This is a genomic window from Phaeodactylibacter xiamenensis (assembly GCF_965229835.1).
GTDB classification, from domain to species: Bacteria; Bacteroidota; Bacteroidia; order Chitinophagales; family Saprospiraceae; genus Phaeodactylibacter; species Phaeodactylibacter xiamenensis.
In genome coordinates this window covers 3,497,651-3,511,958 of sequence record NZ_OZ245931.1, presented here as the reverse complement: position 1 = coordinate 3,511,958, position 14,308 = coordinate 3,497,651, and the positions used below count along the sequence as shown (strand labels likewise).

Below are 14,308 nucleotides of genomic sequence, written 5' to 3'. Positions count from 1 at the left end.
GACGTGAAGAGGCTTAAGGGTATTGGAATTTTTGCTTAATTTTAGCACTCCTATAACAGGGCAAGAAATATGGTGGTTGAAGGTGCCGCGAAGGCGGGCTAAAACCATATTGCATAGCTGCTATAAGACTTATCAAAAGTTAAAAAGAAAACTATATGAAGCGGAGTTTTACCCTGCGCCCCTTTTGGTTCATCCTGTTGCCGTTTTTGTTAGGCAGCAGCACCCTGAACGCCCAAACATCCTGTGAATATACGCTCAATCTATTCGATAGCTTCGGTGATGGCTGGAATGGCGGCTTCCTTGATGTAACGATCGGGAATACCACCACCACCTACACCCTTGATAATTTCAATGATGACGGTAGTTTCAACTCCTTTGCGCTGACCGTAACGGAAGGAGATACGATTATACTGGACTTCACAGTTGGCGGGTTCGGTCCGGAGGTTTCCTATAACCTCGTCGACGCCGAGTTTACTGTTATTTTTGAGGATGGTCTGGTTGGTGCCCCTTTGTCTGGTGTTGCCTTTACTGCCAGTGCGGTGTGCCCTTCCTGCCCGCCGCCGCCTACCGGGGGGATTGATATTGAGAATATCCGCGCCTTTCGTGCCGATGTCTCTTTGATCCCTTCTGACCCGGAAGGCTCCACGATCATTGAGCTTGGCGAAGCGGGCTTTATGCCGGGCATGGGCACTTTCAAAACTATATCCGGGGCTTCCACAACTCTTTTCAACCTTTCGGAAAATACCGGTTACGAAGTATACCTGTCCGCTGCATGTGCGAATGGTGATACAAGCATTACAATTGGCCCCTACCCTTTTTTCACTCCATTTGCGAATGACGTGGGGGTAGTGGAATTGCTTGACCCGGTTACCGCTTGCAACCTGGGGATAGCAGACAGCATTACTTTAGCCATTTCCAATTTTGGAGGTGCGCCTCAGACACTCATCCCTTACAACTTTGCCGTCAATGGCATTCCCGGCGGCGTGAATATGCCCACGGATGGCCTCTTCACTGGTGTGATTGGGACGGATAGTACGGATATCGCTCAGTTTGATGCACCTTATGACCTGTCCGAGCCCGGCGAGTACTTATTTGAAATCTGGACGGACCTGGAAGGTGATAGCGTACGTACAAATGATACCACCCGTGTCCTTATTGTCAATATTCCGGAGGTAACGACTTACCCTTACTACCAAACTTTTGAAGAGTGGGGCGGTGGATGGACCGTTGAACAGAATGGCACCGGCGAGGCTACCTGGGAATACGGCGTGCCGGCTGGTACGCTGATCAATAGTGCTGTAAGCGGCGAAAATGCCTGGGTGACCAACCTGGATGGAGACTACAATAACAGCGAGATTTCCTATCTGATTTCTCCCTGCCTTGATTTCAGTTCGCTGGATGAAGACCCCCGCATCGCCTTCTTTATGAATTTCGAGTCAGAGTCTTGCTGCGATGAGCTTTGGCTGGAAGTTTCCACTGATGATGGCGAGACCTGGTCTAAAGTCGGTGTGGCAGGTACTGGTGTGAACTGGTACAATGATACGTTCAACAACTGGTGGGATGGCACTGCTGGATTTGAGGGATGGGCGTATGTACAAAATATCCTCGCAAATACTGCGGGAGAAGCTGATGTAAAGGTGCGTTTCGTTTTCTCTTCTGATGGTTCTGTTCCGCGTGAGGGGATTGGGCTCGACAATATCCTGATCGGGCCAACAATTGCAGATGATATGGCCGCTTCCGGTATCACAACGCTGGAAGATGTAGCCTGCGGTAGCCCTGACGATCAGGTGACGTTCACCATCCGGAATGTGGGTGATGAACCTCAGCAAAATATTCCGGTAGCCTACTCCGTGAACGGCGGCCCTGTGGTGATGGAAACCACTGGCTTGCCTATCGTTTTCCCGGGGGATCAGTTTGTTTATACTTTCGAACAAACCTTCGACTCTTCCGTGCCGGGCATCTACGAAGTCCGCGCCTGGGCCATGCTCGACGGTGACGGCTTCCTGGCCAATGACACGACTATGTACCGTTTCCAAACGGCTTCTCAACTGCCTTACAAACAGGACTTTGAAGCAGGAGGTGTGCCGGATGACTGGGAGGTTAGCCCAAGTGTAACGGTTTCTAACGGGCACAATAACGCTTCCTTCGCCATCCATGCCAATATCTGGTCCTTCAATGATTCTATCTCCTTGGAAATGCCGGTCCTGGGGCCCGTGGAAGCTGGTGACACCCTCCGCTTTGATTACCGGTACGTTGAATATTTCGCAGGTACAGAGCCAACAGTGCTCACAGATATGGACAGCCTTAAGGTAGGCGTCTCTACAGACTGTGGAGAAACCTATACAACTGTTTTTACGGTTTCTGACTCTCTGCATGTTCCATCCGTAGATATGACAACCGTGACGCTTCCACTGGAAGAATATGCCGGGGAGTATATCCGCGTTCGCTTCCAGGGTATCTGGGGTGAAGGTGACTACTGGCTGGATATCGACAACATCAATATCCGCCGTTGTAGTGGTATTACCATTGATTCCATCATCACTGGTGCCAGTGCAGCGGATATGACAGATGGCAGCATAGCTGTCCTGCCAACAAGCTCCGAAGGCCCTTACATCTACGAGTGGAGCACCGGCGATTCGACCCGGGTGGTTTCTGACCTGGGCGTTGGCGAATACACCGTAACGATTACAGATGGGTTTGGCTGTCAGGACGTCAAAACATTCGCAGTGGATGTAATGGTCGGTACGATTGAACTGGACAACATCGGCAGCGTCAACCTGGCGCCTAATCCGACCTCCGGGCAGAGTACCCTGACCGTAGCCTTCAAGCAGCCGGTAGATGCGCGCATTCAGGTGCTGAATACCATGGGGCAACTGCTTTATGAAACTGTAGACCAGCAGGTGACAGAGGGGACCTACCCCATTGACCTGAGCCGCTACAACAGCGGTATGTACTGGGTGCGTATTTTCGCCAACGGGCAGGTCAAAACGGCTAAGCTGATCAAAGCCGGGCTGTAGTTTTAGTCCCTGATGAAATGTAACGGGGCGTTTCTGCTGAATGAGGCAGGAACGCCCCGTTGTTGTTAAAAAATAAACTATTTAAGCCCCCAAACGTATCAATCCTTAGCAAATCAAAACTTCAACCTGCTGCCCCGCGGCAGCGGGGCATGTCACCGCTTATGAAAATAGGGATTGTCTGTTACCCCACCTACGGAGGAAGTGGCGTTGTCGCTACAGAGCTTGGCCTTGGGCTTGCCCGCAAGGGGCACGAAGTCCACTTCATCACCTACAAACGCCCTGCACGCCTGTCGGCATTCCACGAAAATGTAGTTTTCCACGAGGTCGCTACAGAAGACTATCCGCTGTTTGAGTATACCCCCTATGATACCTCGCTGGCCAGTAAGCTGGTGGATGTGGTGAAGTTTGCCCACCTGGACTTGCTGCACGTCCACTACGCCATTCCGCACGCAGCAGTGGCTTATATGGCCAAAAAAATTCTGCTCACCGAAGGCAAGTACATCCCAGTGATCACTACCCTGCATGGTACTGATATTACCCTGGTGGGCAATAACAACGCTTTCGCGCCGGTGGTGGCTTTCTCCATCAATAAATCAGATGGTGTCACTGCGGTGTCTGAAAGCCTCAAGCAACAAACCTATGAGTACTTCGATATCCATAACGATATCAGAGTGATCAATAACTTCATTGACTTTGAGCGCTTCCGAAAGGTCAACAAAGACCACTTTAAAAAGGCAATTGCGCCAAACGGAGAGCGGATTCTGGTGCATGTGTCCAACTTCCGAAAGGTAAAACGCGTAGAGGATGTACTCAAGGTATTCGCTAAAGTCTACAAGGAAATACCTTCCAAGCTGCTGCTTATTGGTGACGGCCCGGAGCGGCACAACCTCGAAGAGCTCTGCCGCAAGATGGAGCTTTGCCATGAAACCCGCTTCCTGGGAAAGCAGGACGCCGTGGAAGAGCTGCTGGCGATTGCGGACCTGTTTATCATGCCTTCGGGCAGTGAGAGTTTCGGTCTGGCTGCACTTGAGGCCATGGCTTGTGAAGTCCCTGTCATTTCTTCTGATGTAGGAGGCCTGCCGGAAGTGAATATTCATGGTAAAACCGGTTACCTTAGCCCGGTTGGTGATGTGGAGGATATGGCCCGTAATGCCCTTAGCATACTCCAGGATGATAAAAAACTACAGACCTTCCGTCGCCACGCTTTGGCACAGGCCAAACGTTTTGATATCGATAATATCCTCCCGCAATACGAAGCTTACTACGAAGAAATTGTCAAGACAGCTGTTTACTAAGGGGTGCCGGGCAACAAACCCGGCAGCGGATCATCTCAATTGATGACCATAATCTTAGCCACTGCTGCATCTGGCCGGGCGTTCAGGCTGGTATTGCGGGCATTGCTGCTACTAAATACCAGGTATACACCGGTTTGTACCCGCCGCCCGTTGTAGTCCCTGCCATTCCAGACCGCCTGCCCGCCCAGGGCATTGGTCTCAAAAACCAGCTTGCCCGTCACGTCTGTAATTTTCACTACCGCATCCCGGGCCAGCCCGTTGATGGCGATCGGGCCCTCATAGTCCTCTCGTACCGGATTGGGGTAAACCAGAATGTCCGAGCGGTGCACCCGGCCCCCTTCCACCGCATCGCTTTGGTAGGAGATAATGCCCTTTGCCGTACCGATAAAGACCTCTCCGGTTTGCTGATCTACGGCAATGTCTACAATATTGTTGTCGAAAAGTGGGCTGTTGGCTACCGTAAACCGGTCGACTTGTTCCTCACCAGAGGGAGAAAGCAGGAAAACACCATTCTGTGTCCCTATCCACTTCCGGTTAGCCCCGTCAACGGCTATATCGATTACATTTTCGGTCTCCAGAAGGCGGGCGCCAAAGCCATCCTGCTCAACGATACGCCTTGTACCAATACAGGACTCATCGAAGGCACTGCTGCCGCATTCAAAAATCACAACGCCTTCTGTCGTGCCCACCCAGATATCCCCGTCTATATCAGCAGTCACGCAATTGACATCATTACTGGGCAATTCGCTGTTGTTAGCGGTGAAGACGCGGCACCGGTCATCATTGGGGTCTTCCATATCGCCTTCATCAAAGAGGAGGAGGCCGGCACTGCTGCTGCCGAGGCGTATCCATTTGTACCCACTGCCATCTATGGCAATATCAAGCACTGAGTTTTGGGAACAACCGGGCTGAAAGCTCCGCCATTCCCCACCAGGCATCAATACGGACAGTGGGGCAGGAGCCGAGTTGTTGCTTACCCAGAGGTTATTGTCTTCGTCAAACGCAAGCCCGCCCACGCGCACGCGAATATCTTGCTGGGCAATTTGCAGAGTGGAATTATCCGTGTTGTAGGCGGTGATCTCGTCAGAAGCAGGATCGACTTCCACCAGGCCTTCGATGTAGCTGCCCATGTAGACTTTACTGTTCCCCGGGTTGATGGCAGAGGTGACAAAAACCTGAATGTCATCATCAGAACTGTTGAGGTCATCCCCCTTGAGTTCGTCCCTCAGATCCCGGTTGTATACCGTCCATTGCCCGTTGATAAGAGACGCAAATCCATCCCGGATAAAGATTGGGCCCAGGGTTTGGTCAAGTCCCCCGGAGGCCATCCAGAGCTGTCCGTTGGCAATGGACATATTCCAGACGGCTTCTGAAAAGGGCGAATTAAAGTTCAGGGATTCGCAGAAGCCTTGTTCAAAGTTTTCGGCGTAGCGAAAATCAGAACCAACGGCTTCATTACCGTACCAAAGCCGCCCCCGCTCATCTTCTATGGCATAATTGGGTGTGAAAATGCAGTTGAATGGCAAAGGGCCCGTCCGCCCGTCCGGATGCAAATAGACCACCCGCCCCGGGCGGAAGCCTACCAGCAGCAGCGTGCCCTCGTGAGACATGAACTGCAGCGTACTGCCTGTTTCGGCATAAAAGTATTCCAACTGCTGATTTTCATACCGAAAGGCCGTGTCATTAACGCCCACATAAAGCGCGCCCTCAAATGTCTCGAAACCCTGCGCGCTGTAGTCCATTGGGAAGCCCTCCGAAGGGCCCAGCAAGTCCCAGTTGCCAAAGTCATCCGGGTTGACGTTGTTGGTGGAAATGCGGTAGATGCCTTCTTCTGTAGCGGCGTAGAGGTCTTCTTCAAAAACATGCACGCTGCTGACTTCCACCCCTGTTAGTGTGGTGGACCGGAATTCCGTATTTAGAATGTCCAGCTCCGATACCCCGTAGGTGGCTGCCAGATAGACGATACTGTCATTGAGAATGTGCATATCATTGATCCGCTTCTCTCCGGAGAAGTTCTGGAAGTTTCGGATTTGATTGAGGGTCACCACCTCTCCGTCTTCGTAAAGGAGATCGATCACCGCATTTTGATAAACGATGATCAAAATGTTGCTGAACGAATTGTAACGAATGAACTCCACACCGGCATTGCTCAGCCCATCCACGGTGGAGAGAAAGTCAACAGCAAAGTCAGTCTTGTCTACAGAAAGCACAGATAATTCGGTGGAGAAGTAGATTTTTTCGGCACTCTGGGTAACATATTGCCCGGTCTGATAGGGTAGGTGGCTCCTCCACTGACCAATGGGCAGCGGGTTTTGGCTATGAGCAAATGTGCAAGTCAAACAAAGACCAAACGTCCACAGTAGAAATTGGCGCATCACATTGATGTTTATTGGTTTTCCGGCCTGTCTCGCCGTAAAAAAGCGGAAAAAGCTTCTTTTTACTGAAAAAGTCAATAAGGACTACAACAACTGACGTTGCATGAAGCCTTATATTGTACCTCGCCGCTAATTTAAGTAAACAATAGAAAGGAGCTGTTCAAACTATCAAGGGCTTCCATACCTTTAATAGAAGGGCTACCGGAAACAAATACGCACAATTGTGAAACCAACGTAGTACCCCTGATTTTTAAAACTAAACCAATCCTGAATCATGAAAATCATCATTCCCATGGCAGGCCGCGGATCCCGCCTGCGCCCACACACCCTTACCATCCCCAAGCCCTTGTTGCCGGTAAGCGGTAAGCCTATTGTACAGCGTATCGTGGAAGACCTGGCCGAAGCACTGGACGAACCGGTGGAAGAAGTCGCATTTGTCATTGGCGACTTCGGCGCAGAAGCGGAAGCGCAGTTGCAGGAAATTGCTGCTAAAGTTGGCGCCAAATGCTCCATTTACACACAGGATATCCCTCACGGGCCGGGCCATGCGATACTGTGTGCCAAGCCGAGCCTGAGCGGCAACTGTATTGTAGCTTTTGCGGATACGCTCTTCAAGGCCAACTTTTCCTTCGATCCTAAAGAGGACGGTATCATTTGGTGCCAGAAAGTTGAGGACCCTTCCTCATTCGGAGTCGTAAAGACCGACGAAAATAATGTTATTACGGAGTTTGTGGAAAAGTCGCCCACCTTTGTTTCTGACCTGGCGATTGTCGGGCTGTACTACGTGCGGGACGGTGAGCGCCTTCGTGACACCCTTCAGCATATGGTGGACAACGACATTCGGGACAAAGGGGAATTTCAGATTACCACGGCCCTGGAGCTGCTCAAAAATAACGGCGTGAAGTTTCGCTCGGCTCAGATTGAGGAATGGCTGGACTGTGGCAATAAGGACAACGTGGTGGCTACCAACCGCCGTATGCTGCAGCTCAAGCAGGATAAGGAAAAATTGGTTGCCGACAGCGTAACGCTGGATAATGCCGTTATTATCCCGCCTTGTTTTATCGGAGAAAATACAGTAATTCGCAACAGTGTTGTAGGGCCTCATGTATCTTTGGGCCACAATTCAACGGTGGAACAATCCGTTATCAGTGATGCAGTCATACAGAATGACACCGTAGTCCGCCACGCCAACCTCAGCCATTCCATGCTGGGCAACAAAGTCGACTACGAGGGGAATAAGTCAGAAATTAGTATCGGCGACTATTCCGAATACAAGTAACAGAACGCTATGAGGAAAAAAATCCTAAAGGAAGGGACCGCAAACAGAATTGGATTGGCTGGCCTTTTCGGGCTGATCGTCCTGATGTTGCTGAGTACTGCTCCGGGGCTTATGGCTCAGGTAGACCGGGTAGATGAAGAAGCCGTCAAAATACAGGAGCTGTTTATCGATGCGAGCCGGGAGAAGCTTCTGGGCAACTATGATGAAGCGATTAGTATGCTGGAGAATATTTTGCGTAAGGATCGTGAAAATGCTACTGCTGCTTTTGAAATGGCTCGCATTTATGAAGCCCAAAGCGACCGCGACAAGAGCCTGAAATACGCCAAAGATGCTACCGAATGGGATGCAGATAACATTTGGTACCACAAATTTCTGGCCGATTTGCAACAGCAGGCCGGACAATTTGAAGAGGCTGCTGCAACCTACGAGCGCGTGGTGGAGCTGGAGCCCAACGACGAGCAAAGCTACTATCGCCTCGCCTTCCTTTTGGTCAAAGCCAACGAGATTAAGGACGCCCTGAAGGTCTATGACGACCTGGAAACCCGCCTGGGGCTTAACGAGGAAGTCATCCGCCGCAAGCATACTTTATACCTGAGCCAACGGCAGGATAAAAAAGCGGCGGAAGAACTCCTGCGCCTCATTGAGGCTTTTCCGGACAACGTGCAGTACCGGCATCTGCTGGCGGGGTTTTACGAGCAAATTGGGGAGGGCCAAAAAGCACGCTCGGTCTATAGCGATATCCTCAATATTGACCCGGACAACGCCAAAGCCAAAATGGCACTCGCTGGGCAGTCCGGCCAGGAAACAGACGAAATCCGCTTTCTTAATCAATTAAAGGAACCTTTTTACAGCCCGGATACAGATATTGATGTCAAAATCAGGAAAATCATACCTTTCATTCAGAAAGTAGCGGACACCGGAGATCAAAGCCTGGCTGATGCGTTGCTGGAGCTTACTGATATCCTGGAGGAAGTCCATCCCGGCAGTGCAAAAGCGTCCTCAGCAGCGGGCGATTTGCTCTATCATTCGGGCCGTAAGGCAGAAGCCCTGCCCAAGTACCTGCAAACGATAGAAGAAGACAACGCCAACTTCATGGTTTGGGAGCAAATCATGCAACTCTACGAAGAAACTTTTCAGTTTGAAGCCCTAAGGGGTTTTAGCGAGCGCGCCATGGACTACTACCCCAATCAGCCTCTTGTGTACTATATGAATGCGCTGGCGGACTATCATCTGGGCAATCATGATGCTGCTCTTTCCACCTTGCAGCAGGCAGGTTTTATGGCCGGGGGGAATGTCAGGGCGATGGTGCTGATCTACTCTTTGCAAGGCTTACTGTATCAGGCCACCGGTGATACAGGCGCTGCTGACGAAGCATTTGGCAAAGCGCTGGCTACCGATGATACCGCACCACCTGCATTGTCCCGTTATGCCTATGCCCTGGCACAGCGGGAGGAACGCCTAAAGGATGCTGAACAAATGGCCCGAAAAGCCAACGAGCTGTTGCCCGGTCAGGCCGCTTTCCAAATGCAGCTTGGGTGGGTACTTTACAAACGGGGCGACTATCAGGAAGCTCGCGCATGGTTGCAGCGTGCCGCAGAAAACGAGGGGAGTGCCAGCCCGGTCATCCTGGAACACCTGGGCGATACCCTCTATCAACTTGGTAAAGTCGAAGAGGCCGTAGCAAACTGGAAGAAAGCACGGGCTGCTGGCGCCGGTTCTTCCGCGCTGGAACAGAAAATTGAGCAGCGAAAGCTGGTAGAGTAACCCAAACCACTCTCGCCCCGTCGGTATTCATAAAGCCGTAAGCCGGCTTTTTTTCATCAACAAACGCTAACATGAAGTATACTTCTTATGCCATTTTGCTGCTGGCTGTCCTCTCGCTAAACAGTTGCGCTTCTATCCGAAAATCCAAAGGCGTTGCCGATAAAGATATGACGGCATCCGGTCTGCTAAAGCGCATGGAAAAACAACGCTTATCGCCGGATTGGTTTGAGAGCCGCCTGCGTTTAGATTATGCTGATGAAGACATGTCGGTGTCTGCCAGTGCTACAATTCGCATGAAAAAGGACAGCCTCCTCTGGTTAAGTGTGAAAAAGCTGGGCTTTGAGGTTGCCCGGGTGCAGGTTACCCCCGACTCCGTCTACGTAGTGGACCGCTTCAACAAGGAATATACCATAGAGGGGCTGGCTTATCTGGCGGAGTCCTACGGCCTGCCGGCAGGGAGCTTATCCGAACTTCAGGATTTTATACTTGGTAACCCAGTCTTTTTTGGCGGCGATGAACTGGGTATCGAGCCGCTGGGGCCTACTTATCGCCTTAGGGGCGGGAGCGACGAAATGTCGGCTGAGTACCTGATCGGCACTTCTGACTTTTTGCTAAAAAAAATGGTATTTAAGGACTTGCGCAACGAGCAGGAAATGAGCGCCTTACTGGAAGGATACGAGGAGCTGGAAGGGGAACAGAAATTTCCCTATATTCGTAACCTTATGCTGGAAAGCAAGTATTCGGGTCAGGCGAATGTGACCTTGCAGTTCAGCAACATAGAACTAAATGTCCCAAAACCAATTAAATTTGATATCCCATCCAGATATACACGGGCCAAATAAACTGATGCACAGGCTGCCTTTCAGGTGTGGCATATTACTCGCCCTGGTACTGCTTTGCCTTCCGGTGCTGCTTAGCGGGCAAAACCGGGAAGAGCTGGAGCGTAAGCGGGAGCGCCTGCTGCAGGAAATAAAGGCCACCGAAACGGCCCTCAACAATACCAAAAAGGATAAGGAAGCAACCCTTGAGCAATACATTGCTATAAGGACCCAGATCCGCAACCGGCAGGAACTGGTCCGTACCCTGGAGCAGGAGCTGAAGCAGGTAGATGCCAGTATTCGCCGGTCTGAGGTGGTGCTTCTGGCGCTGCAGGGCGATATTGAACGCCTCAAGAAAGAGTATGCCCACACTATGCGGGTCGCCTACCGGCACAAGCTTAGTCAGAGTATGCTCGTCTTTCTGTTCTCAGCCGAGAGTTTCAACGATGCCTTCAGCCGCTGGCAGTATATTCGGCAGTACGACCGCTTCCGCAAAAAGCAGGCGGTCAACATCATCGAAACCCAGGAGATGCTCACTGAGCGCACGGCACAACTCGAAGCCCGGCGGGTAGAACAACAGCAGCTGCTGGCGGCACAACAACGGCAGACGGATCTGTTGCAGGAAGAATTCCAGGAAAAAAACCGCCTTCTGAAGAAACTTAAAACCAGTGAACAGCAGTTAATGGCTAAACTGGACGAGCAACAGGCTGCGCATGAAGGGCTCAATCAGGCGATCGAGGAAATCATTGTCGCCGAGATGTCCCGAAAACGGCGGGAAGCCCGGGAGCGTGTTCCGGCTGGTGCCACCTCAACAGCGCCGGAGGCCCCGGCTGCCACAGTGGAAGCCGCTGCAACGCTTTCCCGTAATTTTAGCAATCAGCGCGGGCGTTTACCGTGGCCCGTCCGGTCTGGCCAGGTAAGTAAATCCTTTGGCAACGCAATCGTCATGGAGGATACCGGGCTAAAGCTGCCTAATAATGGCATTGAAATACAGGCTCAAAACGGAGCGGATATTTTCCCGGTCTTCGAAGGGGAAGTGACACACATCACCTTCGTACCCGTATATCAAAATGCTATATTGGTTAACCACGGGGATTTCTTCACGTTGTACTACCGTATTGAAGAAGTGCTTGTGGAGAAAGGGCAGCCCGTTGGGCCCAATCAGCCGATAGGCCGCCTGGCAGAAGATAACAATACGGTGCATTTCGAAATTTGGAAGGGCACTCAGAAGCTAAATCCGGAAACCTGGTTACAAAACCGGTAAACTCAAAGTACAGGCAATACCCTGTACCCATTATTCACGACAAAGATTTTATGGCACACGACTGGACAATAGGTACAAAAGACAAGAAAGGTTTAAAGCAGAATAAAGAGTATGCCATTTTGGTAGGCGTAGTCCGTCAGCTGCAAACCGAAGAAGAGGTAGAGGAGTACCTGGACGAGCTGGAATTCCTGGCCCTTACTGCTGGTGCGAAAACCAGAAAGCGTTATATTCAAAAACTCAGCCAACCCGATAAGCGGACCTTTGTAGGTAAGGGTAAGCTGGAAGAAATCAAAGAATACATTGACGCTCACGAGGAGGTCAGCATGGTTATTTTTGATGATGACCTTTCCGGTAAGCAGGTGAATATACTCGAGGAGTTTCTCAAACTGAAAATTGTAGACCGCAGTACCCTCATTCTGGATATTTTCGCCAGCCGTGCGCAAACGGCTCAGGCTAAAACACAGGTGGAGCTGGCGCAGCTACAGTACCTCCTGCCCCGGTTGAGGGGGCTTTGGACCCACCTTGAGCGGCAGCGTGGTGGTATCGGTATGCGGGGCCCGGGTGAAAAGGAGATCGAGACGGACCGCCGTATTGTGCGGGATAAAATCTCCCTGCTTAAGAAGAAGCTGGAGAAAATTGATCAGCAAAATCAGACTCAACGCAAACAGCGCGGGGAAATGATTCGCGTAGCCCTGGTCGGTTACACCAACGTAGGCAAGTCGACCCTCATGAATCTGCTGAGCAAGTCAGAGGTGTTTGCCGAAAATAAGCTCTTCGCTACGTTGGATACTACGGTCCGGAAAGTGGTCATTGACCGTATGCCTTTTCTGCTTTCTGACACCGTTGGGTTTATCCGGAAGCTTCCGCACCATTTGGTGGAAAGCTTTAAATCTACCCTGGATGAGGTGCGGGAGAGTGATATCCTCCTTCATGTTGTAGATGTAGCGCACCCACTGCATGAAGATCATATCCGTACCGTAAACAGCACCCTGAAAGACCTGCAGGCCGTTGATAAACCCACCCTGCTGGTCTTTAACAAAATTGACTTGTACCGGGAGCGCAATTACGATGATTTGCTGACGGAAGAGGGCAAGCGCGAGATTGAAGAAGGACTGCTCGGTAACCTGCGCTACATGTTTGACCAGGAATGTATGTTCGTTTCTGCTGCTACCGGTGAGCATATTGATGAACTCCGCAAAAAGCTTCAGCAGATGGTGCACGAACAGTATATGATACGGTACCCCTATAGGGCCAAGCAGTGGTAGATGCCGCTGTTTTGGTGCCAAACTGCAACATTCTAACTCAGGCAGTCGTAAAAAGCGAAGTGTAGCTGGTTTTAGTTTCAGCTCAGCAATATGCACACAACCTGGGTAAACAGGAAGAAACTAAGGGGCCTGGAGCCCATAGCGAAACTTGTTTGTCCCCCCATAATCCCAGTCAGACTATGAGAAGAGAAATGCAAAAACTTACCGCATTGGCCATTGGGCTGATGCTTGTTTACTGTTCCGCCTCGGGCCAGGGGCGCTATGTACGGCTACATGGGCATATTTTAAGCAGTATGCCCGGTGCTGAGTCAACGCCTTTCCACCTTGATGCCTATAAAATTTCCGGAGACGGGCAGCGGCAGCTTGTCCGGCTGAGCCGGTTTGCCGGGCCGGACTATCATTTATACCTCGAAACCGGCTCTGATCACGAAGTTCTGATTCAAATGGCGGATCATCCTTCATATTCGGTACATATCCCAGCCATTCACCCGGCTCCGGGGACTACCGGTCAGTTGGTGATGGAAAAGAACTTCTTAGTACCAACGGCTGAGGAGGCCAGCATGCCGGCCATTGCCAGCAGCGCCCCACCGCCTCCTGGCCTGCCGGAACCGAAGATCCATCCAATACTTATTGAGGCAGAGCCCCCGGGCTTGTTGCTGGTTTGGGGCGATACTAATGCAGTAACGGTGCCGGTTCCCAACGAGCTGGTCCGGCCTTTAGAGATCGCCTTTGAGGAGGAGGGCTTAAATACAGGCTTGGGTTATCCGGTTGAGGCGGGTCTGCCCAGGCATCAAACATCTAACTCGGTTCCCCCGCCCACCTTGTCTGAGGAACCGGTCTCATCGGTTTTTATCGAAGAGGAAAGGCTATCCTCAGCGGACTACGGCCCTTCAGTAGCGCATTCGTCGGGGGAATTGGCAGATACCAGCCAGGATTTTCAGGTTGTTGCAACTATTAAAATCGCGACCGATAGAGACGCCCCTGAACACCCAGGCATGCTGCAGCATATTACTGATGCAGGTCTGCCCCCCGCACCACGGCGGGTCCGCCTTCGTAACCCTGCCAATATGGTAGCGGGGCTAGTGGGGCATCAGCAGGGGCAGTGCATTGCCCGCTTACCGGAAGGACAGGAAATACAGGTGATAGAGTATACCACACCAGATTGGTGGATGGTCGCCCATGGCTCCGTGATTGGGTGGGTGAAGGCGCAATACCTGGAGTAGGGCAGAGC

Annotated in this window: 9 protein-coding genes; 8 read left to right on the top strand and 1 reads right to left on the bottom strand. The window is 51.4% G+C overall.

Annotation, left to right across the window (positions count from 1 at the left end; genetic code table 11):
• The first annotated feature begins 155 nt into the window (after window positions 1-155).
• The gene (locus ACO08I_RS13035) at window positions 156-3,017 is read left to right on the top strand and encodes a T9SS type A sorting domain-containing protein (RefSeq protein WP_421949534.1); all 2,862 of its coding nucleotides are present in this window, start codon (window positions 156-158) and stop codon (window positions 3,015-3,017) included.
• 161 nt (window positions 3,018-3,178) lie between these two features.
• Window positions 3,179-4,312, top strand: coding sequence for an N-acetyl-alpha-D-glucosaminyl L-malate synthase BshA (gene bshA / locus ACO08I_RS13030; RefSeq protein ID WP_044220771.1), 1,134 nt, complete (start codon window positions 3,179-3,181; stop codon window positions 4,310-4,312).
• Between the two features lie 35 nt (window positions 4,313-4,347).
• Here the strand turns inward: bshA and ACO08I_RS13025 are convergent, their stop codons facing one another.
• Window positions 4,348-6,687, bottom strand: a complete 2,340-nt coding sequence (locus tag ACO08I_RS13025) for a two-component regulator propeller domain-containing protein (protein ID WP_081968713.1) — start codon at window positions 6,685-6,687, stop codon at window positions 4,348-4,350.
• A 274-nt stretch (window positions 6,688-6,961) separates the two neighbouring features.
• Here ACO08I_RS13025 and ACO08I_RS13020 point away from each other — a divergent pair, with 274 nt between their 5' ends.
• From ACO08I_RS13020 to ACO08I_RS12995, 6 genes are all read left to right on the top strand, one after another.
• Window positions 6,962-7,966, top strand: coding sequence for a sugar phosphate nucleotidyltransferase (locus tag ACO08I_RS13020; protein WP_044220408.1), 1,005 nt, complete (start codon window positions 6,962-6,964; stop codon window positions 7,964-7,966).
• A gap of 9 nt (window positions 7,967-7,975) precedes the next feature.
• Window positions 7,976-9,730, top strand: a complete 1,755-nt coding sequence (locus tag ACO08I_RS13015) for a tetratricopeptide repeat protein (protein WP_421949533.1) — start codon at window positions 7,976-7,978, stop codon at window positions 9,728-9,730.
• Between the two features lie 71 nt (window positions 9,731-9,801).
• Entirely contained in the window at window positions 9,802-10,572 is a 771-nt protein-coding gene (locus ACO08I_RS13010; RefSeq protein ID WP_044220414.1) for a DUF4292 domain-containing protein, read from the top strand.
• A gap of 4 nt (window positions 10,573-10,576) precedes the next feature.
• A complete protein-coding gene (locus ACO08I_RS13005) occupies window positions 10,577-11,812 on the top strand; it encodes a murein hydrolase activator EnvC family protein (RefSeq protein ID WP_282780524.1) in 1,236 nt (411 codons plus the stop codon).
• Window positions 11,813-11,862: 50 nt separating this feature from the next.
• A complete protein-coding gene (gene hflX / locus ACO08I_RS13000; protein WP_044220418.1) occupies window positions 11,863-13,077 on the top strand; it encodes a GTPase HflX in 1,215 nt (404 codons plus the stop codon).
• 179 nt (window positions 13,078-13,256) lie between these two features.
• Window positions 13,257-14,300, top strand: a complete 1,044-nt coding sequence (locus tag ACO08I_RS12995; protein ID WP_421949532.1) for a hypothetical protein — start codon at window positions 13,257-13,259, stop codon at window positions 14,298-14,300.
• Window positions 14,301-14,308: the final 8 nt, after the last annotated feature.